12 protein-coding genes and 3 rRNA genes are annotated in these 23,077 nt (G+C 71.6%); 9 read left to right on the top strand and 6 right to left on the bottom strand.

Annotation, left to right across the window (positions count from 1 at the left end):
• Nucleotides 1-17: 17 nt before the first annotated feature.
• Nucleotides 18-803, bottom strand: a complete 786-nt coding sequence (locus ZF1_RS19260; RefSeq protein ID WP_482637976.1) for a MerR family transcriptional regulator — start codon at nucleotides 801-803, stop codon at nucleotides 18-20.
• 174 nt (nucleotides 804-977) lie between these two features.
• On the opposite strand from ZF1_RS19260, the gene ZF1_RS19255 reads away from it, so the two are divergent.
• Both ZF1_RS19255 and ZF1_RS19250 read left to right on the top strand, forming a co-directional pair.
• Nucleotides 978-2,102: a ferredoxin reductase gene (locus ZF1_RS19255; RefSeq protein WP_482637975.1), complete on the top strand. Its 1,125-nt coding sequence runs from the start codon at nucleotides 978-980 to the stop codon at nucleotides 2,100-2,102.
• A gap of 39 nt (nucleotides 2,103-2,141) precedes the next feature.
• Complete coding sequence (locus ZF1_RS19250; RefSeq protein ID WP_251786481.1) at nucleotides 2,142-3,290, top strand: fatty acid desaturase family protein; 1,149 nt, start codon at nucleotides 2,142-2,144, stop codon at nucleotides 3,288-3,290.
• 1 nt (nucleotide 3,291) lies between these two features.
• On the opposite strand, the gene ZF1_RS19245 is transcribed toward ZF1_RS19250, so the two are convergent.
• The 3 genes from ZF1_RS19245 to ZF1_RS19235 are packed head-to-tail and all read right to left on the bottom strand — an operon-like array spanning nucleotide 3,292 to nucleotide 8,178.
• A complete protein-coding gene (locus ZF1_RS19245; protein ID WP_482637974.1) occupies nucleotides 3,292-5,070 on the bottom strand; it encodes an ABC transporter permease subunit in 1,779 nt (592 codons plus the stop codon).
• Nucleotides 5,067-6,590: an ABC transporter substrate-binding protein gene (locus ZF1_RS19240; RefSeq protein WP_482637973.1), complete on the bottom strand. Its 1,524-nt coding sequence runs from the start codon at nucleotides 6,588-6,590 to the stop codon at nucleotides 5,067-5,069. Before ZF1_RS19240 ends, ZF1_RS19245 begins: the two co-directional genes overlap by 4 nt.
• 34 nt (nucleotides 6,591-6,624) lie before the next feature.
• The gene (locus tag ZF1_RS19235; RefSeq protein WP_482637972.1) at nucleotides 6,625-8,178 is read right to left on the bottom strand and encodes an ABC transporter ATP-binding protein; all 1,554 of its coding nucleotides are present in this window, start codon (nucleotides 8,176-8,178) and stop codon (nucleotides 6,625-6,627) included.
• Between the two features lie 517 nt (nucleotides 8,179-8,695).
• Between ZF1_RS19235 and ZF1_RS19230 the strand changes: the two genes are divergently transcribed.
• From ZF1_RS19230 to ZF1_RS19210, 5 genes are all read left to right on the top strand, one after another.
• Nucleotides 8,696-10,215 (top strand): 16S ribosomal RNA (locus tag ZF1_RS19230).
• A 324-nt stretch (nucleotides 10,216-10,539) separates the two neighbouring features.
• A 23S ribosomal RNA gene (locus ZF1_RS19225) occupies nucleotides 10,540-13,622 on the top strand.
• Nucleotides 13,623-13,765: 143 nt separating this feature from the next.
• Nucleotides 13,766-13,882: ribosomal RNA gene (gene rrf, locus ZF1_RS19220) — 5S ribosomal RNA — on the top strand.
• Together the 16S, 23S and 5S rRNA genes form the textbook arrangement of a ribosomal RNA operon.
• Nucleotides 13,883-14,393: 511 nt before the next feature.
• On the top strand, nucleotides 14,394-14,795 hold the full coding sequence (locus tag ZF1_RS19215; protein WP_073576945.1) for a zf-HC2 domain-containing protein: 402 nt from the start codon (nucleotides 14,394-14,396) through the stop codon (nucleotides 14,793-14,795).
• Nucleotides 14,796-14,984: 189 nt separating this feature from the next.
• Nucleotides 14,985-15,500 carry an Rv2732c family membrane protein gene (locus ZF1_RS19210; RefSeq protein WP_073576944.1) on the top strand — a complete coding sequence of 172 codons (516 nt, stop codon included), beginning with the start codon at nucleotides 14,985-14,987 and terminating at the stop codon, nucleotides 15,498-15,500.
• Between the two features lie 9 nt (nucleotides 15,501-15,509).
• Here ZF1_RS19210 and ZF1_RS19205 read toward each other — a convergent pair whose 3' ends face one another.
• Both ZF1_RS19205 and ZF1_RS19200 read right to left on the bottom strand, forming a co-directional pair.
• Nucleotides 15,510-16,733, bottom strand: coding sequence for a glycosyltransferase (locus tag ZF1_RS19205; RefSeq protein ID WP_073576943.1), 1,224 nt, complete (start codon nucleotides 16,731-16,733; stop codon nucleotides 15,510-15,512).
• A gap of 39 nt (nucleotides 16,734-16,772) precedes the next feature.
• Nucleotides 16,773-17,216, bottom strand: a complete 444-nt coding sequence (locus tag ZF1_RS19200; RefSeq protein ID WP_073576942.1) for an Lrp/AsnC family transcriptional regulator — start codon at nucleotides 17,214-17,216, stop codon at nucleotides 16,773-16,775.
• 151 nt (nucleotides 17,217-17,367) lie between these two features.
• On the opposite strand from ZF1_RS19200, the gene ZF1_RS19195 reads away from it, so the two are divergent.
• Together ZF1_RS19195 and ZF1_RS19190 are read left to right on the top strand one after the other, a co-directional pair.
• Nucleotides 17,368-20,826: an indolepyruvate ferredoxin oxidoreductase family protein gene (locus ZF1_RS19195; RefSeq protein ID WP_482637971.1), complete on the top strand. Its 3,459-nt coding sequence runs from the start codon at nucleotides 17,368-17,370 to the stop codon at nucleotides 20,824-20,826.
• A gap of 64 nt (nucleotides 20,827-20,890) precedes the next feature.
• Complete coding sequence (locus tag ZF1_RS19190) at nucleotides 20,891-23,077, top strand: transglycosylase domain-containing protein (RefSeq protein ID WP_482637970.1); 2,187 nt, start codon at nucleotides 20,891-20,893, stop codon at nucleotides 23,075-23,077.

Below are 23,077 nucleotides of genomic sequence, written 5' to 3'. Positions count from 1 at the left end.
GCATCATCGTTGAAGAGTCAACGATCGTCCAGGTCCGTCGTCCGGATCCCCATCGCGCGTCCGGCCTCGGGGGAGATGTCGTCGGAGATCCGGGTGATGAAGGCGTCCATCGCGTCCTGCATGCGCGAGCGGAACGACGACAGCAGCGCCAGTGTCGCGACCGGCTGCAGCTGTTCGACGGTCTGCTGGATCCGGGGCGCGTCGCCGGCGGGCAGCCCGGCCTCGACGTGCTCGTCCCACACCTGCCGGGCGAACAGCTCGACGAACATCTCGGCGACGGCGCCGGTGTGGTCGTCGAGGCGCCGGCGCAGCCCCACCAGCGCCGCGGGCGGGATGCCCAACCGTACGGCCTCCGCGGCGGCCCGGGCGAGGTCGGGCCGCAGGATGCGCAGCCGTCCGTGCGCCGCGATCTCGACGACACCCGTCGCGCACAGGTGCCGGACCAGCTCGTCGGCCGACACCGCGTCCGGGTCGAGCCCGAGGTGGGTGGGCAGCTCCGTCCCGTCGACCTCGACGGGCTCCTCCGGCTGCCACGGGGCGAGCATCCCGCGGTAGAGCCGCAGCGCCTCCTCGGCGGTCCGTTCGGGGTCCTGGGTGACGAGCACCTCGATCGCCCCGAGGGAGAAGCCGCGCCGGCGCAACCCGTTGACCAGGTCCAGCCGGTCGAGGTGGGTGTCGGTGTAGCGGGCGGCCCGGCCGGCCCGCTCGCCCGGCGGGAGCAACCCGCGCGTGATGTAGGACCGCACCGTCCGCACGGTCATCCCCGCCCGGCGGGCCAGCTCCTCGATCGGGAAGTCCGCCACCCGGACGATCCTAGACAGTCGATCTCGACATCGTTGACGGAGAAACCGATGTAACGTTCCTGCAGGTCGGAAGCCGACGCCGTCCTCACTGGTGACGGGGGTGTCGCCGTCCCAACTTGCCGTCACCACCGAGATCGGGTCCGATGGTCCCCGACCGCGACGACGAGGTGGGTCATGACCGACGCCGTACTGCCGAGGGGGCTGCGCCGCGCACGCAAGGCGGCCGCCCGTTTCACCACGCCACTGCTGCCCGACGACTACCTGCTGCTGCTCAACCCGCTGTGGTCGGCGCGGGAGCTGCGCGGGCGGGTGGTGAAGGTCGTGCCCGAGACGGCCGACGCCGCGACACTGGTCATTCGCCCCGGCCTGGGGTGGTCGTTCGACCACCGCGCCGGCCAGTACGTCGGGATCGGCGTCGAGGTGGAGGGCCGTTTCCACTGGCGTTCCTACTCGCTGACCTCCGAGCCGCGCCGCGACCGCAGGCACATCTCGATCACCGTGAAGGCGATGCCGGAGGGCTTCCTGTCCCGCCATCTCGTCGACGGCGTCGGGCCCGGCACGGTGGTGCGCCTGGCGCTGCCCCAGGGCGAGTTCGTGCTGCCCGACCCGCCACCGGAGCGGCTGCTGTTCCTCACCGCGGGCAGCGGCATCACCCCGATCATGGCGATGCTGCGGACCCTGGACCGTCGCGACACCGTCACCGACGTGGTGCTCGTGCACTCGGCCCCGCGCGACGGCGACGTCATCTTCGCCGACGAGCTCGACGCCCTGTCCGCGCGGCACCCGTCGTTGCGGGTGCAGCTGCACCTCACCGGTGAGCACGGCAGGCTCACCCCCGACGGGCTGGCCGAGTACTGCCCGGACTGGCGCGAGCGCAGCACCTGGGCGTGCGGCCCGGAGGCGATGCTCGACGAGGCCGAGGACCTGTGGGAGTCCGCGGGCCGGGGCGCGGCGCTGCACGTCGAGCGCTTCTCCGCGTCGTTGCGCGGGGGTGAGGCGGAGGGCGGCACGGTCACCTTCGTCCGCCGCGGCTCCGCCGCCACCTCCTCGGGCGACGGCGACGCCACCGTCGACATCGACGGCGCCACCACCCTGCTCGACGCCGGGGAGAAGGCCGGCCTCGACCTGCCCTACGGCTGCCGGATGGGCATCTGCCACACCTGCACCGTCGGCCTGCGGTCGGGCTCGGTGCGCGACCTGCGCGACGGCACCGAACGCCGCGGCGACCCCGACACCCCCGCCGAGAGGATCCAGACCTGCATCACCGCCGCCGCCGGTGACTGCGTCCTGGAGATCTGACACCGAGACCCGACACCGCTCACACCCAGGAGGAACGTCGTGGCCATCTCCGACGTCAAGGAGTTCGCCCACCTCACCGAGGCCGACGTGGAGGCGATCGGGCACGAGCTCGACGCGATCCGCGCCGACGTCGAGGAGCGTCGCGGCCAGCACGACGCCGACTACATCCGCACGATGATCACCTGGCAGCGGCGGCTGAACGTCGCCGCGCGGGTCACGCTGTTCGGCAGCCGGATCCCGCCGCTCTGGCTCGCCGGCACCGCCATGCTCTCGGTCGCGAAGATCCTGGAGAACATGGAGATCGGGCACAACGTCATGCACGGCCAGTGGGACTGGATGAACGACCCGGAGATCCACTCGTCGACGTGGGAGTGGGACAACGTGTGCCCCGCCGAGCAGTGGCGGCACTCGCACAACTACCTGCACCACACGTACACGAACGTGATCGGCAAGGACAAGGACGTCGGCTACGAGATCCTCCGGGTCCGCGCCGACCAGCCCTGGCACCCCGCCTACCTGGGGCAGCCGTTCTGGAACGTCCTGCTGATGCTGCTGTTCGAGCACGGTGTGTCGCTGCACGACCTCGACGTCGACGGCCTGCTGAAGATGCAGCTGGAGGACCCCGAGGAGTTCCGCCGCAAGCTGCTCGACGTCGGCCGCAAGCACGCCCGGCAGATGCGCAAGGACTTCCTGCTGTTCCCGCTGCTCACCGGCCCCGCCGCGGTCTCGACGCTGACCGCGAACGCCACCGCGAACGTCGTCCGCAACATCTGGTCCTACGCGATCATCTTCTGCGGGCACTTCCCCGACGGCGCCGAGGTCTTTACCGAGGAGGAGCTGGAGGGGGAGACGCGCGGCGAGTGGTACCTGCGTCAGCTGCTCGGCTCGGCCAACTTCACCGGCAACCGCCTGATGCACGTCATGTCCGGCAGCCTCGGGTACCAGATCGAGCACCACCTGTTCCCGGACCTGCCGTCGAACCGGTACCCGGAGATCGCGGTGAAGATCCGGGCGCTGTGCGAGAAGTACGACCTGCCCTACACCACGGGCCCGTTCCCGCGGCAGTTCTGGCAGGCCACGCGGTCGATCTGGCGGCTGTCGCTGCCGGCCCGCGGGATCCGCGAGTCCGAGCACCGCCGGGAGCGCCGCGGGCTGCGGCGCCGCCCGGCGGCGGCCCGAGCGGCCTGAATCAGCGCGTTCGCGGCCGCCGTCCGGCGGCCGCGAGCGACACCGCCAGCACCGCGACGAGCACGAGCATCCCGGCCGGTGCCAGCACGGCCCAGGGGGCGCGCTCGACGTAGGGCATGCCGTCGGCCAGCAGCCGTCCCCACTCCGGGCTCGGCGGCTGCGGGCCGAGGCCGAGGAACCCGAGCGAGGCCAGCGCGAGCGCGGTGCCCGGCAGCCGCAGCACCGCGTGCCGCACCAGCGGGCCGGCCGCGGCGGGCAGCACGTGCGCCCCGAGCGCGCGGGCCGGCCCGACGCCCAGCACGGGCAGCACCCGCACGTGCGGCTGCGCCCGGATCTCGGCCACCAGCGACGCCGTGTGCGCGGCCAGCGGCGCCCAGCTCACCAGGGCGACGCCGACCGCGGCCCCGACGGCCGAGGGGCCGAGCACCGCGGCGACGACCAGACCGGCGAGCACCGGCGGCGCCGCGTTCGCGACCTCGGCGAACCCGGTCGCGATCCGTGGCGCCAGCCCGATCAGCACGCCGACGACCAGCGCCACCAGCACGACCAGCAGCGCGGTCCCCGTGGTGAGCAGCGCCCCGTGGGCGACCCGGGCGAGCAGGTCGCGCCCGACGGCGTCGCTGCCGAGCGGCAGGGCCGCCGAGGGCGACGCCAGCCGCGGGTGGGCGGAGGTGAACGGGTCGCGCGGCAGCCCGGCGAGCACGACGAGCGCGAGCACCCCGCCCGCGACCCCGGGCACGACCCAGCGGGAGCGGCGCACCGCCGTCACCGCGGTGGGGACGGGTACGTCACCGGTGCGGGCGGCCCGGCCGAGCACCGCCCGGCGGGCGGCCCCCGCCCCGGCGCCGGCGAGCACCGCGCCGGCGAGCAGGGCCAGCACCCCGCCCTGCAGCAGCGGCAGGTCCAGGGTGGCCGCGGCGCCGAGGGTCGTGCGCCCGAGCCCGGGCACGGCGAAGACCTGCTCGACGGCGACGGCCCCGCCGGTGAGCCCGACCAGCACCAGCCCGATCTGGGGCAGCACCGGCGCGGTCGCGCGGCGCAGCACCGCCGCGGCGGTCCGCCGGCGCGGCAATCCGGCGGTCTGCCAGGTGCCGACCCACGGTTCGGTCGCCGCGGACGCGACGGACTCGGCGAGCAGGCGTCCGACCAGGCCGCCGGCGGGCAGGCCCAGCGCCAGCGCGGGCAGGACCGCGTACCGCGGGCCAGCCCAGCCGTAGGGTGGCAGCCAGCCGAGCCAGACCGCGACGACCACCAGCAGGAACGTCGCGAGCAGGAACTCCGGCAGTGCCGTCAGCGCGGCGCCGGCCGCGCCCGAGCCCCCCGCCGTCCCGGCGCGCGCGCCGCGCACACCGCGGCGCAGGGCCGGGACGACCAGCACCGCCGCCACCAGCGCGGCGACGACGAGCGCGAAGCCCACCAGGGTCAGCGACACCCCGAGCCCGGACAACACCGACCCGAGCACCGGCGCACCGGAGGCCCACGAGGTGCCCAGGTCCCCGGTCGCGACACCGGACAGCCAGCGTCCGACGACCACCCACGGCCCGGCGTCGAGCCCGAGCTCCGCGCGGATCGAGGCCAGCGCCGCCGGCGTCGCCTCCTGCTCGGCGGAGCGGGCCCGCAGCACGGCGAGCTCGGGGGAGCGCTGCGACAGCCAGGGCAGCACACCGACGCCGGCGACCACCGCGGCCCCGGCCAGCACCCGCGACAGCGCGACGACGGCGCCGTCGCGCGGCCCGGACCGCCGCGGCCGGACCGGCGCCGGGACGGCCACCGCGGTCACGGCGCCCCCAGCACCGTGTCCGTGGTGACCAGATCGCGTTCGCGGGGGTCGCGGGCGACCCCGCCGACGCGCGCGGACTCGCCCTGGATCACCCGCTCGTGCAGCAGCGGGACGGCGGCGTCGGCGGCGAGGACGGCGGCCTCGGCGCGGGCGGTCGCGGCGCGGCGCTCCGGTCCGGCCTCGGTGCCCGCGGCGCGCTCCAGCGCGGCCTGCACACCCGGGTCGCAGAACTGGGAGATGTTGAACCCGCCGCCGCAGCCGAAGTCGCTGGCCAGGTAGGCGACGGGGTCGCCGGAGTCGAGCACGGTCGCGCGGGACAGCACGAACGCGTCGAACGCGCCGTCGAGCGCGTCGGCCTCGATCGCCGCGTACTCGCGCACGTCCTGGGTGACGACGAACCCGGCCGCCTCCAGCTGCTGCTCCAGCAGCACCGCGACCTCGGGCAGCTCGCTGCGGTCGGTGAAGGTGCCCAGCGTGATCGGCACGCCGCGCACCGCGGCGGGCGCGGGGCGGGCGGCGAGCGCCTGCGCGTAGGAGGGGTCGTCGCGCAGCGGCGCGGCCCACGGCAGCGCGGGCCCGAGCAGGCCCTGCGCGACGTCGGCGCGCCCCTCGTAGGCGCTCGCGACCAGTGCGGCGCGGTCGACGGCGGCACGGGCGGCGGCGCGCACGGCGGGGTCGGCGAACGGGCCGCGGGCGGTGTTCAGGTAGAGCGTGTTGGTGCGCGGCATGGGGACCTCGTGCACCAGCGCGGGGTCGAGCAGCGGGTACTGGCCGGGCGGGACGGCCTCGACGACGTCGGCGGTGCCGGTGCGCAGCGCCGCCGCGCGGGCGGTGCCGTCCGGGACGAAGGTGACGTCGACGCCGGCGACGCGGGCGGGCTCGCCCCAGTAGCCGTCGTGGCGGTCGAGGGTGGCCGAGGTGGTGCCCTGCACCGCGGTGAGCCGGAACGGGCCGGAGCCGTGCCCGACCGGGTCCACGCGGTCCCCGGTGTAGGCGGCGGGGGCGAGCACGGACAGCTGCGGGCTGGACAGGCGCTGCGGGACCAGCGGGTCGGCCACGCCGGTGGTCACCAGCACCGCGTCGTCGCCGTCGGCGCGGGCGGCGAGGTCGACGCCGTCGAGGATCCGCGGGGGCGGCGAGGCCCGGGTCGCACGGGTGAGCACGTCGGCGACGTGCGCGGCGGTCAGCGCGGTGCCGTCGTGGAAGGCGACGTCGTCGCGCAACGTGAACCGCCAGGTCGTGGGGTCGACGCGGGACCAGGAGGTGGCGAGCATCGGCAGGGCGTCGCCGGCGGCGTCGAGCTGCACCAGGGTCTCGGCGGTGCGCCAGCGGGACAGCTTGAACGCGTCGTCGCTGAAGGGGGTCAGGCCGGAGCGGGGCGGCTGCAGCATCGCGACGGCGACGCGGTCGCCGACCGCGCCCGTCCCGCCGGTCTGCGGTGGGGCGGCGAAGCATCCGGTGAGCAGCAGCGCGGACGCTCCGAGCGCGAGGGCTGCCGCGATGCGGCGGGGTCGGGACACAGGTGTCCTCCGGGTTCGTGGGTGGCGGGACGGTTCAGACGGACAGGGGGGCCGTGGCGCCGACGAGCGCGGCGACGGCGGGGTGCTGCGGCGCGGCGAGCAGCTCGGCGGTCGGGCGGTCGTCGACGACCAGGCCGTCGTGCAGGACGACGGTGCGCGGGCAGAGCGCCGCCGCGACCGCCAGGTCGTGCGACACCAGGAGCAGCCCGGTGCCGTGAGCGGCACAGGTGTCGGCGAACAGGTCGACGACCTGGTCGCGCAGCGCCGGGTCGAGCCCGCTCACCGGCTCGTCGGCGAGCAGCAGGCGCGGCCCGACGACGAGCGCGCGCGCCAGCGCGACCCGCTGGGCCTGGCCCCCGGACAGCTCGCCCGGACGCCGGTCGGCCAGCGCCGCGGGCAGGCCGACGTCGTCGAGCGCGGCCGCGGCCGCGCGGGCCCGCCCGGCCGCGGACCGGGCGGCCGGGGCCCCGAGGCGGCGCAGCGGTTCGGCGACGAGGTCGCGCGCGGTCATCCGCGGGTCGAGCGACCCGGCGGGGTCCTGCGGGACGTACTGCACGGCGCGGCGGAAGGCACGCAGCCGCCGCACGGGTCCGGGACGGACGTCCGCGCCGTCGGCGGTGACCGACCCCGCGTCGGCGGGCTCGAGGGCGAGCAGGATCCGGAGCAGCGTGGACTTCCCCGCCCCCGACGTCCCGGCCAGGGCGACGCGCTCGCCCGCGTGCACGGTGAGGTCGACCCCGCGCAGCGCGGCCACCGGCGCCGGGCGACGTCGTCCGGGCCCGGGGTGGACGCGGTGCAGGCCACGGGCGACGAGCAGCGGGCCACCGGGGCCGGCGGACGGCGCGGGAGCGGGCCGCGGGGTGTGCGCCGGCAGGGGGGCGGGATCCACGACGCGCCCCCCGCGCAGATGCACGGCGCGGTCGCAGAGCTCGTGCGCGGCGGCGGTGTCGTGGCTGATGAACAGCAGAGCGGTCCCGGTGCCGGCCAGGCCGGACGCCAGCAGGTCGAGCACGCGCCGCCGGTTGACCGGGTCCAGGGCCGTGGTCGGCTCGTCCGCGACCAGCAGGTGCGGGCGGCAGGCCAGGGCGAGCGCCAGCTGCACGCGCTGGCGCTGCCCGCCGGACAGCTCGCCGGGATGCCCGCCCAGGACGCGGCCGGGGTCCTCGATGCCGGTCGCCGCGAGGGCCTCCCGCAGGGCCCCGGGCCGGTCGTCACCCCCGTTGGCCCGCACCGCGGCCCGCAGCTGGGTCCCCACCGCCACCAGGGGGTTGAGCGCGGTGCGGGTGTCCTGCCCGACGGCCGCCAGCCGGACCGCGCGGTCCCGCCGCGCGGCCGTGACCGCGCCCACGTCGGTACCGCCCAGCAGGACGCGGCCCCGCAGCGACGCGACGGCGGGGAGGCGCCCGAGCACCGCGGCAGCGGTCAGGGACTTGCCGGACCCCGACGGGCCGAGGAGCGCGACCCGCTCACCCGGTCCGACCCGCAGGCCCACCCCGTCGACGACGTCGCGACCGCCGACGGTGACCGTCAGCGCCTCGATCGCGAGCAGGGGGGTGGCGGAGCCGGGTCCGTTCGGGTGTGTCGACATCACCGGAACGATAACCACGACGGTTATCGTTTGTCGTCAATGTCCCGATCACACGCGCCGGCCCGGTCCCGGACGGGGTGCGACGACGCCGCGCCTGCGGCCCGTCGGCCCAGCGTGCCGGGGTGGCGGCGCCACGAGCCCGCTGACCTGCGGCGATGTGGAAAACCGACCCCCCTGTGAACGGCGTCCGACGGACCGTGTAACTTTCTTTCCGTCAGCGAGTGAGCCGGACAGAACGGGCCCTGAGGGGTTCGGTCAACAGGCCCCGCGGACGGCGACCCCCGGTGGTTCATCGAGTTTCTCGGTGTGGTTACCTTTGTGGGTCAAGGCGATCCGTCTTCAGGATCCTGCTTCCTTGTTGGGGGTTGGGTGAGTGCGGTGCGGGTGTCTTTTGAGAACTCAACAGTGTGTCGAGCTATTTTGATTCGGTTTGGCGTTTTGTGCCAAATTGTTTGTTTGGTTACAGCATTCGATCCCGTCGGGTGTTGTGGCTAGTTGTTTGTTGCAAGTCAGGGTTTTGTTGGAGAGTTTGATCCTGGCTCAGGACGAACGCTGGCGGCGTGCTTAACACATGCAAGTCGAGCGGTAAGGCCCTTTCGGGGGTACACGAGCGGCGAACGGGTGAGTAACACGTGGGTGACCTGCCCTCCACTCTGGGATAAGCCCGGGAAACTGGGTCTAATACCGGATAGGACCACTGATCGCATGGTTGGTGGTGGAAAGTTTTTTCGGTGGGGGATGGGCCCGCGGCCTATCAGCTTGTTGGTGGGGTGATGGCCTACCAAGGCGGTGACGGGTAGCCGGCCTGAGAGGGCGACCGGCCACACTGGGACTGAGACACGGCCCAGACTCCTACGGGAGGCAGCAGTGGGGAATATTGCGCAATGGGCGGAAGCCTGACGCAGCGACGCCGCGTGGGGGATGACGGCCTTCGGGTTGTAAACCTCTTTCGCCAGGGACGAAGAGCGATTGACGGTACCTGGAGAAGAAGCACCGGCCAACTACGTGCCAGCAGCCGCGGTAACACGTAGGGTGCGAGCGTTGTCCGGAATTATTGGGCGTAAAGAGCTCGTAGGCGGTGTGTCGCGTCGGCCGTGAAAACTTGGGGCTTAACTCTGAGCGTGCGGTCGATACGGGCATCACTTGAGTTCGGCAGGGGAGACTGGAATTCCTGGTGTAGCGGTGAAATGCGCAGATATCAGGAGGAACACCGGTGGCGAAGGCGGGTCTCTGGGCCGATACTGACGCTGAGGAGCGAAAGCGTGGGGAGCGAACAGGATTAGATACCCTGGTAGTCCACGCCGTAAACGTTGGGCGCTAGGTGTGGGGACCATTCCACGGTTTCTGTGCCGCAGCTAACGCATTAAGCGCCCCGCCTGGGGAGTACGGCCGCAAGGCTAAAACTCAAAGGAATTGACGGGGGCCCGCACAAGCGGCGGAGCATGTGGATTAATTCGATGCAACGCGAAGAACCTTACCTGGGTTTGACATGCACCAGACATCCCTAGAGATAGGGCTTCCCTTGTGGTTGGTGTGCAGGTGGTGCATGGCTGTCGTCAGCTCGTGTCGTGAGATGTTGGGTTAAGTCCCGCAACGAGCGCAACCCTTGTTCCATGTTGCCAGCACGTAATGGTGGGGACTCATGGGAGACTGCCGGGGTCAACTCGGAGGAAGGTGGGGATGACGTCAAGTCATCATGCCCCTTATGTCCAGGGCTTCACACATGCTACAATGGCTCATACAGAGGGCTGCGAGACCGTGAGGTGGAGCGAATCCCTTAAAGTGAGTCTCAGTTCGGATCGGGGTCTGCAACTCGACCCCGTGAAGTTGGAGTCGCTAGTAATCGCAGATCAGCAACGCTGCGGTGAATACGTTCCCGGGCCTTGTACACACCGCCCGTCACGTCACGAAAGTTGGTAACACCCGAAGCCGGCGGCCCAACCCTTGTGGAGGGAGCTGTCGAAGGTGGGACTGGCGATTGGGACGAAGTCGTAACAAGGTAGCCGTACCGGAAGGTGCGGCTGGATCACCTCCTTTCTAAGGAGTCCCATCATGTGATGGGGCGCCACGATGCTCTGTGAGTTCTGCTCATGGTGAGTCTGTGGTTCCTTCATTGAATCGCATTTGCGGCCTCGTTCGTGGGTCGGGTGCGTTGGGTGGAACGCAGTACGTCGGACCGTTTGGCTTGGCACACTGTTGGGTCCTGAGAGGACATCTTGTGGTTCTTCGGAGCTGGGGTTGTTTTCTTTGGCCGCTCTGGTTGAGGGCTTCCTAACGCCTGCGTGTGTGGGTGGTGGTTGTTTCTTGGTTGGGTGTGGTTGTGGGTTGAGTGTTGCATAGTGGATGCGAGCATCTTGTTGTGGTCAAGTTGTTAAGAGCACATGGTGGATGCCTGGGCATCAGGAGCCGATGAAGGACGTGGGAGGCCGCGATAGGCCTCGGGGAGCTGTCAACCGAGCTGTGATCCGAGGGTGTCCGAATGGGGAAACCCAGCGCCCGTCATGGGGCGTTACCCGTACCTGAATTCATAGGGTGCGTGGAGGGAACGTGGGGAAGTGAAACATCTCAGTACCCACAGGAAGAGAAAACAATAGTGATTCCGTGAGTAGTGGCGAGCGAAAGCGGAAGAGGCTAAACCGTGTCCGTGTCAAGCCGGCAGGCGTTGCGGGTGCGGGGTTGTGAGACGTGTCGTTCATCTTCTGCCGAGGGTGGGACAGCAAGTGCCTGTGTTAGCGGAACGACTCTGGGATGGTCGGCCGTAGTGGGTGATAGCCCCGTACGCGAAAACACTGGGTTCTGTTGTGGGCGTGTTCTCGAGTAGCAGCGAGCCCGTGAAATTCGCTGTGAATCTGGCGGGACCACCCGTCAAGCCTAAATACTACCTGATGACCGATAGCGGACAAGTACCGTGAGGGAAAGGTGAAAAGTACCCCGGGAGGGGAGTGAAATAGTACCTGAAACCGTGTGCTTACAAGCCGTCAGAGCCTTTCGGGGTGATGGCGTGCCTTTTGAAGAATGAGCCTGCGAGTTATGCTTCGTGGCGAGGTTAACCTGTGTGGGGTAGCCGTAGCGAAAGCGAGTCCGAATAGGGCGTCTGAGTCGCGGGGTGTAGACCCGAAGCGGAGTGATCTACCCATGGCCAGGGTGAAGCGTCGGTAAGACGTCGTGGAGGCCCGAACCCACCAGGGTTGAAAACCTGGGGGATGAGCTGTGGGTAGGGGTGAAAGGCCAATCAAACTTCGTGATAGCTGGTTCTCCCCGAAATGCATTTAGGTGCAGCGTCGTGTGTTTCTCACCGGAGGTAGAGCACTGGATGGCCTAGGGGGCCGACAAGCTTACCGAAGTCAGCCAAACTCCGAATGCCGGTGAGTGAGAGCGCGGCAGTGAGACTGCGGGGGATAAGCTTCGTGGTCGAGAGGGAAACAGCCCAGATCACCGGCTAAGGCCCCTAAGCGTGCGCTAAGTGGGAAAGGATGTGGGATCGCCCGGACAACCAGGAGGTTGGCTTAGAAGCAGCCACCCTTGAAAGAGTGCGTAATAGCTCACTGGTCAAGTGGTCCTGCGCCGACAATGTAGCGGGGCTCAAGCGCACCGCCGAAGCCGTGGCAATGACACTTAGGTGTTGTTGGGTAGGGGAGCGTCCTGCATCTGGTGAAGCCCGGGAGTGATTTACGGGTGGAGGGTGTGGGAGTGAGAATGCAGGCATGAGTAGCGAATGCAGAGTGAGAATCTCTGCCGCCGGATGACCAAGGGTTCCTGGGCCAGGTTGTTCCGCCCAGGGTGAGCCGGGACCTAAGGCGAGGCCGTCAGGCGTAGTCGATGGACAACGGGTTGATATTCCCGTGCTCGTGATAGTGCGTCCATGCCGAGGCTGGTGATGCTAACCATCCGAACCCACCTTCGTTCCTTCGGGAGTGTTGTTTGTGGGGGAGCGTGGGATCCGATCTGGTAGTAGGCAAGTGATGGGGTGACGCAGGAGGGTAGCTCCGCCACGCGGTGGTTGTCGTGGTGTAAGCCTGTAGCCCGAGTCCTAGGTAAATCCGGGGCTCATCGAAGGGTGAGAGGTGATGCGTAGCCGATTGAGGCGAAGAGGGTGATCCCATGCTGTCGAGAAAAGCCTCTAGCGAGTGCTGTTGCGGCCCGTACCCCAAACCGACACAGGTGGTCAGGTAGAGAATACCGAGGCGATCGAGCGAACTGTGGTTAAGGAATTCGGCAAAATACCTCCGTAACTTCGGGAGAAGGAGGGCCGGTTGTCTTGAGGCTCCTTGCGGGCTAGGGACGGCCGGTCGCAGAGACCAGGCCCAAGCGACTGTTTACTAAAAACACAGGTCCGTGCGAAGTCGCAAGACGATGTATACGGACTGACGCCTGCCCGGTGCTGGAACGTTAAGAGGACCTGTTAGCTCTTCGGGGCGAAGCGGAGAATTTAAGCGCCAGTAAACGGCGGTGGTAACTATAACCATCCTAAGGTAGCGAAATTCCTTGTCGGGTAAGTTCCGACCTGCACGAATGGCGTAACGACTTGGGCGCTGTCTCGACCACAGACTCGGCGAAATTGCACTACGAGTAAAGATGCTCGTTACGCGCGGCAGGACGGAAAGACCCCGGGACCTTTACTATAGCTTGGTATTGATGCTCGGTTCGGCTTGTGTAGGATAGGTGGGAGACTGTGAAATCGCCACGCCAGTGGTGGTGGAGTCGTTGTTGAAATACCACTCTGGTCGAATTGGGTGTCTTAACCTCGGGCCATGATCTGGTTCAGGGACAGTGCCTGGTGGGTAGTTTAACTGGGGCGGTTGCCTCCCAAAGAGTAACGGAGGCGCCCAAAGGTTCCCTCAGCCTGGTTGGCAATCAGGTGTTGAGTGTAAGTGCACAAGGGAGCTTGACTGTGAGACTGACGGGTCGAGCAGGGACGAAAGTCGGGACTAGTGATCCGGCACCACCTTGTGGAAGGGGTGTCGCTCAACGGATAAAAGGTACCCCGGGGATAACAGGCTGATCTTGCCCAAGAGTCCATATCGACGGCATGGTTTGGCACCTCGATGTCGGCTCGTCGCATCCTGGGGCTGGAGTAGGTCCCAAGGGTTGGGCTGTTCGCCCATTAAAGCGGTACGCGAGCTGGGTTTAGAACGTCGTGAGACAGTTCGGTCCCTATCCGCCGCGCGCGTTGGAGACTTGAGGAAGGCTGTCCCTAGTACGAGAGGACCGGGACGGACGAACCTCTGGTGTGCCAGTTGTCCCGCCAGGGGCACGGCTGGTTGGCTATGTTCGGGAGGGATAACCGCTGAAGGCATCTAAGCGGGAAGCCTGTTCCAAGATGAGGTCTCCCACCACCTTCGAGTGGGTAAGGCTCCCAGTAGATGACTGGGTTGATAGGCCGGAGATGGAAGCCCTGTGAGGGGTGGAGTTGACCGGTACTAATAGGCCGAGGGCTTGCCACAACGAGTTGTTCGCATCCACTGTGTGACCCTGAGTCCACAACCATCCACACCTTCCCCCCGGGTATGCCCGGGCCGGTGTGGAGTCGGTGTGTGTGCTCGACCCCTGTCCCGGGTTCGGGGTGGGGTGATAGTTGGATAGTGTTGTCGGTGGTCATTGCGGTAGGGAAACGCCCGGTCCCATTCCGAACCCGGTAGCTAAGCCTTCCAGCGCCGATGGTACTGCACTCGCCAGGGTGTGGGAGAGTAGGTCGCCGCCGACATTCAACTTTCATGGGATGTGCCCCGGACTGTCGAGTCCGGGGCATTTCTCATTTCCGGATTGTTTTCGGTCCGATGCGTGATTCCGGCCCGGCCGGGCATGAGTGTGTCTGTTTGTGGTCCCTGGCGCGGGTCCCCCGGGGCCGGTGGTCGGGGCCGTGGAACTCTCTCGTGGGAGTCGCATCCGGTCCCGTCCTGCCGGTGGGGTCGGCGCACCTCGCATGCCTTCCTGTGACCTCGCACCCTCTGCAGGGGCTGCGAGGTCGCAGAAAGGTGTGCGACGTGGGGTGCGAGGAGGGGGGGCCGGCGGGAACACCGGCCGCCGCAGGCGTCAGAGGTCGGCGCCCACGGCGTCGTCGACGCATGAGAAGCCGTCGGCGCGCAGCAGCGCCGCGAGCTCGCGGCGGCTGCGCAACGTCCTCACCGCGCATGTCGTCGGTGTCGGGACGCGCGGGCGGAACACAGACGGGGGTCGGGTGGAACCGGACGGGCCTCGTGTACGACAGTGACGGTATGGACTGTCAGGGCTACCGCGAGGTGCTGTCCGCCCGTCTCGACGGTGAGGCGGGCGACGACGAGCGCGCGGCGGCCGAGGACCACCTCGCCGGGTGCGCGTCCTGCCGCGCCTTCGCCGACGGCGCCGACCGGCTCGGACGGCTCGCGCGGGTCGGTCCGGCGGACCCGCTCCCCGATCTCACCGACCGGGTACTCGCCGCGCTCGGCGTCTCCGCCCCGGCACCGGCACCACCGCTCCCGGCCGTCCCGCGGCTGAGCTGTCTCGACGGCGGCTGCTGCAGCGGGGCGGCGGGACGTGCCCCGGTGGGTGTGGTGCCCTCGGCCTGCGGGTGCGCGAGTACCTGCGGCTGCGGTTGCCAGCAGGGCGCACCCTGCCGCTGCGCCGTGCGCGCCGCCTAGGGGAGCGGTGCCGACCGGGGCAGCCGGTCCGGTGCGGCCGGAACCGCCGGGCGGTGCGCGCGGCGGGCTCGCCGACCGGCCCCCGGTGCCACCCCGTCGGTGCCACCCCGTCGGTGGCGCCGCGGCCGGCGCCGTCGTGGTGCAATGGCCGTCCCGACATCCCGGCACCAGTGACGACGAGGGAGCCGCATGAGCGCACCGCGTACGCCCGGCCCGGTCCCGCTGTCCCCGCAGGCGTCACCCGAGCTCGCCGACGAGCTCACTCGCATCGCATGGCGGGTCGACCGCTGGATCGACCCCGGTCCCGCCTCGGTCGTCGCCGGGGCGGGGGTCGCCGCCGTCGTCGCCGCCCTGCTCATGCCCTGGTCCACCCGCGGCGCCGGGTGGGAGGTCCTCGTCGGCCGGGCCGCGATGGGGCCGCTGCCGTGGCTGTTCACCGTGGTCGCGGTCGTCGCGGTGGGGGCGTCGGTGCTCGCCCTCCTGACCCGGCTCTGGCCGCTGGCCTGGACCGCGGCCACCGTCACCGGCGTCGGCGCGGTCACCGGGCTCTGGGCGGTGTGGTCGCGGCAGACCGCGGTCGCCGGCACCGACGACATCGGGCCGGGCCTGATCGTCACCGTGCTCGGGGTGCTCGTGCTGTTCGGCACCTGGGCGCGCACCGTCGTCGCCTGCGGGCCGCGCGTCCCGCACGGCCCGCCCGCCTGACCCGGCAGGTCAGGCCACGAGCGCGGGGACCCGACGCGCGGCCAGGTCCTCCAGGACGCCGACGGCGTCCTCCACCGGCGGCAGCGCCAGCATCGCGCGCTGGGCCGAGCGCATCCGTGCGCGGACGTCGTCGTCGCCCAGGAGCCGGGTGCACGTCGCGGCGATCTCGGCGGCGTCGGGCGTGCAGTGCGCGCCCAGCCCGAGCTCGGCGATCCGGCGGGCGTTGTGCTCCTGGTCCCCGAACTGCGGCAGCACCGCCAGCGGGACGCCGTGCCGCACGGCCTCGCGGACGCCGTTGTAGCCGCCGTGGGTCAGGAACAGGTCCGCGACCTGCAGGAGCAGCGGCTGCGGCACCCACGGCGCGGGATGCACGTGTGCAGGCAGCGCCAGGTCGTCGACCGGGAGGCCACCGGTGGACAGCACCACCTCGGCGTCGAGCCGGGACGCCGCCTCGGCCACCGTGCGAAGCGCGGCGTGCGGGTCGACGGGGGCGCGGCGCTCGGCACGCCCGGCCATCGCCGGCATCGCCGTCCCCAGCCCCGCGACGACCAGCGGCCGGCTCCCGGGCAGCGCGCCGACCCAGCCGGGCAGCGTCTCGCCGCGGGAGACCTGGTCGTCCTGGCGGAACGCCCGCGCCGGCGCGATCTGCGGGCCCGCCAGCGAGAACTGCGGCGGCATGCAGTCCAGCCGCCCCCACCGGTGCAGCGCGGCCGGGTCGTCCGGGGCGGCGAAGCCGAGCTCGTCGCGACGCTCCGCCAGCGCGTCGGCCACGACGTCCGGCGAGAGGACGTTGCCCGCACCCGACGGCGCCGCCACGCACGGCACCCCCAGGTGCTCGGCCACCAGGAACCCCGCGGTCTCGCCGCCGTCGCGCAGCACCAGGTCCGGCGTCCCGTGCGACTCCACCAGCCCGAGCAGCGCCCGGGCCGAGCCCGTCACCTGCGGACCGGCGAACAGGGTGGGCAGGAGCGCCGTCGTCACCTCGGTCGCGGTCAGCGTCGCCAGCGCGGCGGGACCACCGAGCCGGGCGACGGCCGGGCCGAGGTGCTCGGCGGAATCGGCCATCGTCGCGAACACCGGCTCGACGACGACCGGCGCACCGTCGAACACCCCCGCGACGTCGGGCGGGCACGCCACCACGACCCGGTGGCCCGCGTCGCCCAGCGCGCGGGCGAAGGGGAGCACGGCCCGGCCGTGCGAGGGGGAACCGGTGACACTGCAGAGGACGAGCACCCGATCATGATCGACCCGATCGTTGCGGTAAGCAAATGATCAGGTGCGGGTCCAGCGGCCCAGCACCATCAGCGTCCGGGTCCCGGTGACCGTGCCGTTGCGCCGCAGCCGGTCGATCACCTCCTGCAGGTGCGCGAGATCGCGGACCCGGACCTGCACCAGGGCGTCGAGGTCACCGGCCAGGGTGTAGACCGCCTGCACCTCTGGCTGGCGCGACGCCGAGTCGACGATCTCCGAGACGCTCGCGGTGCCGGCGTAGCGGATCTCGCTGAACGCCTCGACCGGCCAGCCCAGTCTGGCGTGGTCCACCTGCACGGTGAACCCGGTGATCACCCCGGACTCGCGCATCCGGTCGACCCGGCGCTTGGTCGCGGCGGTGGACAGCCCGACCCGCTCGGCCATGTCGGCGTAGGTGCGGCGTGCGTCCTCGTGCAGCAACCGCAGGATCGCGTGGTCCAGGTCGTCGACCTCGGGCTCGGGCACGGCACCTCCAGCGCAACGGATCCACGTTCTCGTGGATCGTCGACGGTATCTGTTGCGTATCCGCGGCGATCACCACCGCAGGCATTGTGTCGGGGCCGTCGTCGCGCTGTCCTGGTGCGGACGCGCCGCCCGACTCGCCGAGGAGCCGAGAATGACCGTGCTGGACGACAAGTACCTCGCCGCCCACGGTCGGGCCCCGATGAGCGGGATCCAGGCGCTGGTCCGCCTCGTGCTCGAGCAGGCCCGCCTCGACACCGCCCGCGGGTTCGACACCGCCTCGTTCGTCTCCGGCTACCAGGGCTCCCCGCTCGGCACCTTCGACGCCGAGCTCGGGCGCGCCCGTGCCCACCTCGACGCCGAGCGCGTGGTGTTCCGGCCCGGGCTCAACGAGGAGCTCGCCGCCACCGCCGTCGCGGGGACCCAGCTGCTCGACGCCGTCCCCGGCCGCCGCCACGAGGGCGTCGTCGGCTGGTGGTACGGCAAGAACCCCGGCCTCGACCGGGCCGCCGACGCGATCCGGCACGGCAGCCTGGCCGGCACCGCCCGGCTCGGCGGCGCCGTCGCCATCATCGGGGACGACCCGTCCTGCAAGTCCTCCACCGTGCCCAGCTCCTGCGAGCCGATGGCGCAGTCACTGGCGATGCCGCTGCTCGCGCCCGGCTCGGTGTCCGAGGTGATCGAGTTCGGGCTGCACGCCGTGGCGCTGTCCCGGGCCACCGGCCTCTGGACCGGCCTGAAGATCATCGCCGACGTCGCCGACGCGTCCTGCACCGTCGACCTCGGCGCGCTGCGCCCGGAACTGGTCGGCGTCCCCGCCCCGCCCGCCACCGACCGCGCGCAGTCCGGCCCGCTCGTCGGGCCCGCCGCCGTCGAGGCCGAGCACGACCAGCTGACCCGCAGGCTCGACCTGGCCCGCCAGTACGCCCGCGAGACCGGGCTCAACCGCGTCACCTTCACCTCCCGCGACCCGCACCTCGCCGTGCTCGCCTCGGGGACCGGCTACGCCACCGTGCTGCGGGCGTGCGAGGACCTGGGCCTGGGCGAGGCCGAGCTCGACGCGCTCGGCGTACGCCTGATCCGCCTCGCCATGCCGTTCCCGGTCGACGCCGACGCGCTCGCCGGGCTCGTCGGAGGCTGCGCGGAGGTGCTCGTCGTCGAGGACAAGGTGCCGTTCCTGGAGGGCCACCTGCGCGACGCGCTCTACGGACGCGACCACCGGCCCACGGTCACCGGCCGCCGCGACGAGCGCGGCCGCCCGCTGCTGTCCGCCCGCGGCCAGCTCGGCGCCGAGGACGTCGCCCGTGCCCTCGCCGCCCGGCTCACCGCCGCCGGGCGGATCCTGCCCGCCGCGGCGACCGCGCACCTGGAGCGCCTCGCACCGCCCAGGCCGTCGCGGATCGGGCTGGACCTGCTCGGGAACCGGACGCCGTACTTCTGCTCCGGCTGCCCGCACAACACCTCCACCCGCACCGGCGACGACACGCTCGTCGGGGTCGGGATCGGCTGCCACGCGATGATCGCCCTCGACGGCGAGCACCGCGGCCACCAGATCGGGCTGACCCAGATGGGCGGCGAGGGCGCCCAGTGGATCGGCCTGGCCCCGTTCACCGACGACCGCACCCTCGTCCAGAACCTCGGCGACGGCACCTTCCACCACTCCGGCTCGCTCGCGGTCCGCGCCGCCGTCGCCGCCGGGGTCACCATGACCTACAAGCTGCTCTACAACGACGCCGTCGCCATGACCGGCGGGCAGCGCGCCGAGGGCCGGATGAACGTCCCCGACATCACGCGCTCGCTCGCCCTCGAGGGTGTGCGCCGGATCGTCGTCACCACCGACAGCCCGCGTGACTACCGCGGCATCGCCCTCGACCCGATCGCGAGCGTGCGTCACCGCGACGAGCTCCCCGCGGTCGAGGAGGAGCTGAAGGCCCTCGACGGCGTCACCGTCCTGATCCACGACGACCGCTGTGCCGCCGAGGAGCGCCGACTGCGCAAGCGCGGGAAGCTGCCGGCCCCGGCCGAGAAGGTGCTGATCAACGAGCGGGTCTGCGAGGGCTGCGGTGACTGCGGCGAGGCGTCCACCTGCCTGTCGGTGCTGCCGGTGGAGACCGAGTTCGGTCGCAGGACCGCCATCCACCAGGCGTCCTGCAACACCGACTACTCCTGCCTGAAGGGCGACTGCCCGTCGTTCCTCACCGTGGTGCCCGGCACCCGGCCCCGCCGGGAGATCCCGGCGCTGCCGGTCACGCTCGTCGCCCCCGAGCCGCGGGTCGACCCGGACGCGACCCTGATCCGGATGCCGGGCATCGGCGGCACCGGTGTCGTCACCGCCTCGGCGATCCTGCAGATGGCCGCCCACCTCGACGGGCTCTTCGCCGCGGGGCTGGAGCAGGTCGGGCTCGCGCAGAAGGGTGGCCCGGTCGTCTCGGACGTCCGGATCTCCAAGCAGCCCCACCACGGGATCCTGCGCGCCTCCCGCGGCACCGCCGACGTGCTGATCGGCATGGACCTCGTCGGCACCGCCTCCGACGCGACACTCGCGGTCGCCCGGCCCGGACACACCGTCGCCGTCGTCAACACCTCGCTCGTACCGACCGCGGCCATGGTCACCGGCCGCGTCGTGCTGCCCGGCTCCACCGACGACGCCGTCGAGCGGATCGGCGCGGTCACCCGGGACCTGCTCGCCGTCGACGCCCAGACGCTGTCCGAGGCGCTGTTCGACGACCACCTCCCGACCAACATGCTGCTGCTCGGTGCCGCCTACCAGCACGGGGTGCTCCCGGTGTCGGCCGAGGCGCTGGAGGAGGCGATCCGGGTCAACGGCGCGGCCGTGGAGACCACGCTGACGGCGTTCCGCTGGGGCCGGGCCGCCGCGATCGACGCCGCCGCCGTGCACAGCGCGCTCGTCACCCCGCAGCCGGCCCCGGTCGCCGTCGACGAGGCGTCCGCGGCGCTGGCCCGCTCGGTCGCCGCGGGCACCGGGTTCACCGACCTGCTCGCCACCCGGATCGCCGACCTCACCGGCTACCAGGACGCCGCCTACGCCCACCGCTACGCCGAGGAGGTCCGCCGGGTCGCGGCCATCGCCGCCGCGCGGGCCGGGGACACGGCCGGTGAGCGCGTCGGCGCCGCCTACGCCCGCGGCCTGCACCGGCTCATGGCCTACAAGGACGAGTACGAGGTCGCCCGGCTGCACCTGGACCCGGTGGAGACCGCCCGCCGCGACGCCGCGTTCGGGCCCGACGCCCGGGTGTCGGTGATGCTGCACCCGCCGGTGCTGCGCGCGCTGGGGATGAACCGCAAGATCGCTCTCGACGGACGGCTGGCCGCGCCCGCGTTCCGGGCACTGCGCGCGGCCCGGAGGCTGCGAGGCACCCCGCTGGACGTGTTCGGCCGGGCCGGGGTCCGCCGCGTGGAGCGTGAGCTGGTGGGGGAGTACCAGACGCTGGTCCGCGCGGCGCTCGACCACCTGGCCCCCGACACAGTCGAGGCGGTGGTCGAGGTCGCCGGGACCGCGGAGCTGGTGCGCGGCTACGAGGACGTCAAGCTCGGCAACGTCGAGCGGTTCCGCGAGCAGGCCCGGGCCGCGCTCGATGCCCTGACCGGCTGACTCTCAGCGACTCGCGCGGGCGGGTCTCAGGCACCCCTCAGCGTTGCGGCGCACAATCGCCCGCGTGGGGGAACGCCTGATCGCACAGCACTGGAACGACCGTCTCCGGGAGACCCGCACCCCGAGGCGGTGGCGGCGCCCGGAGCCGTCGGTGCTGCGGCGGCTCGCGATCGGGATCCTGGCCGGCGGGCTCGTCCTCGCCGGGTGCTCGGCGCCCGCCGCGGTCGGCGTCGCGGCGGTCGCCTCCGTCGTGCCGCCGGGTACGACCGGCGACCTGCCGAGCGCCGCGGCGCTGCCCGCGGCCACCGTCCTCACCGACCGCGACGGCACCCCGATCGCCTACCTCGACGAGCAGTACCGGATCCCCGTGTCCTACGACCGGATCGCCCCGGCGATGGTCGCCGCGATCGTGGACGTCGAGGACCGCCGGTTCTTCGACGAGTCCGGGGTGGACCCCGTCGGCACCCTGCGCGCGCTGGTCACCGACGCCGCGGGCGGCGCGGTGCAGGGCGGCTCCACCATCACCCAGCAGTACGTGAAGAACTGGCTGATCGACGTCGTCGACCGCGACGACCCCGCCGCCCAGCGGGCCGACCACGCCGACACCCCCACCCGCAAGATCCGCGAGGCGGTGCTGGCCCAGCGCCTGGCGCACGACACGTCCAAACAGGACGTGCTCGCCGGGTACCTCAACACCGTCGAGTTCACCGGCAACGTCTACGGCGTCGAGGCCGCCGCCCGCGCCTGGTTCGGCACCGACGCCGCGCACCTCACGGTCCCGCAGGCCGCGCTGCTCGCGGGCGCGGTCAACAACCCCACCCTGTTCGACCCGTTCCGCCACCCGCGGGCCGCGACCGACCGGCGCAACACCGTGATCGCGGCCATGCGCGACGCCGGGTCGCTCACCCCCGCCCAGGCCGCCGAGGCCACCGCCGCGCCGCTCGGGGTGCGCGCCGGCGGGCCGCAGGTCCCCGGGCACAACTGCTACGGCGCCACCGACGGCGCCGGGTTCCTCTGCGAGTACGCGGTGTCCGAGCTGGAGCGGGCCGGGTTCACCGAGCAGCAGCTCGACACCGGCGGCTACACGATCCGCACCACCCTCGACCCGGCCGCGACGGCGTCGGCGCAGCAGGCGGTCGACACGAACGTGCCGCGCACCCAGGACGGCGTCGCCAACACCCTGGCGCTGATCCGGCCCGGCCACGGCGACGCCGCCACCGGCGACCACCAGATCCTCGCCATGGTCGCCAACCGGCGGCCCGGCACCGATGCCACGGCCGGCGACACCACCCGCGACCTCGTCGCCGCGCCGTCGAACGTCTTCGGCGCCGGGTCCACCTTCAAGATCTTCACCACCGCCGCGGCGCTGGAGGCGGGCACCGTCGGCTACGACAGCACGCTGCTCGACCCGGCCTCGGCGTGCTTCCCCGGCGCCGGGAGCAGCTGCTACCCCGTCGGCAACGACACGCCGGACTACCCGGACCCGATCCCGCTGCCCGTCGCGCTCGCGACCTCGCCGAACACCGCGTTCGTCGACCTGGAGGAGCGCACCGGCATCGCGAAGGTCGTCGACATGGCGCGCCGGCTCGGACTGCGCGACACGCTGGCGTCGAACGCGGCGGGCGGGACGCCGGACCCGTCGTCGCCGGACGCGCGGATCTCCCAGCCGCAGTCGGCCTTCTTCGCCGACCTGCCGTCGTTCACCCTCGGGGTCAGCCCGGTGTCCACCCTGGAGATGGCGAACGTGGCCGCGACCGTCCAGAGCGACGGCGTGTGGTGCGCCCCGGACGCCGTGCTGTCGGTGACCGACCGGGACGGCGCCGCGGTGCCGGTGAACCGGCCCGCCTGCGAGCAGGCCGTCGCCCCCGGGATCGCGCACACCCTGTCCGCCGGGCTCGGCGGGGACACCGTGTCCGGTACCTCGGCGGCCGCGGCGCGGGCCGCGGGCTGGACGCGGCCGACCATCGGCAAGACGGGTACGACCAACGCCTCGGAGTCGGTCGCGTTCGTCGGGGGCACCGGGGGCATCGACGGCGTCGCCGGGTCCTCGATGGTGTTCGCCGACGGCCCGAACCCGTCCGAGATCTGCCCCGGGGACCCCGTGCACCTGGGCGACTGCGAGCACGGCGCGTTCGGCGGGACCGTCGCGGCGCCGCCGTTCTTCGCGGCCGTCGACCCGCTGGTCGCCGGGCGGGCCGACGTGCCGCTGCCCGACCCGGACCCGGCCTACCTGCAGCCCCGCAACGGGTGA

The organism is Pseudonocardia sp. ZF1 (assembly GCF_056835605.1).
This window is presented reverse-complemented; position numbering and strand designations above follow the sequence as displayed.

What these genes read in the sequence shown, in the direction of transcription:
- ZF1_RS19255 (WP_482637975.1), top strand. Translation starts at nt 978, where the DNA reads ATGACCGACGCCGTACTGCCGAGGGGGCTGCGCCGCGCACGCAAGGCG.
- ZF1_RS19235 (WP_482637972.1), bottom strand. Translation starts at nt 8,178, where the DNA reads ATGTCGACACACCCGAACGGACCCGGCTCCGCCACCCCCCTGCTCGCG.
- ZF1_RS19215 (WP_073576945.1), top strand. Translation starts at nt 14,394, where the DNA reads ATGGACTGTCAGGGCTACCGCGAGGTGCTGTCCGCCCGTCTCGACGGT.
- ZF1_RS19210 (WP_073576944.1), top strand. Translation starts at nt 14,985, where the DNA reads ATGAGCGCACCGCGTACGCCCGGCCCGGTCCCGCTGTCCCCGCAGGCG.
- ZF1_RS19195 (WP_482637971.1), top strand. Translation starts at nt 17,368, where the DNA reads ATGACCGTGCTGGACGACAAGTACCTCGCCGCCCACGGTCGGGCCCCG.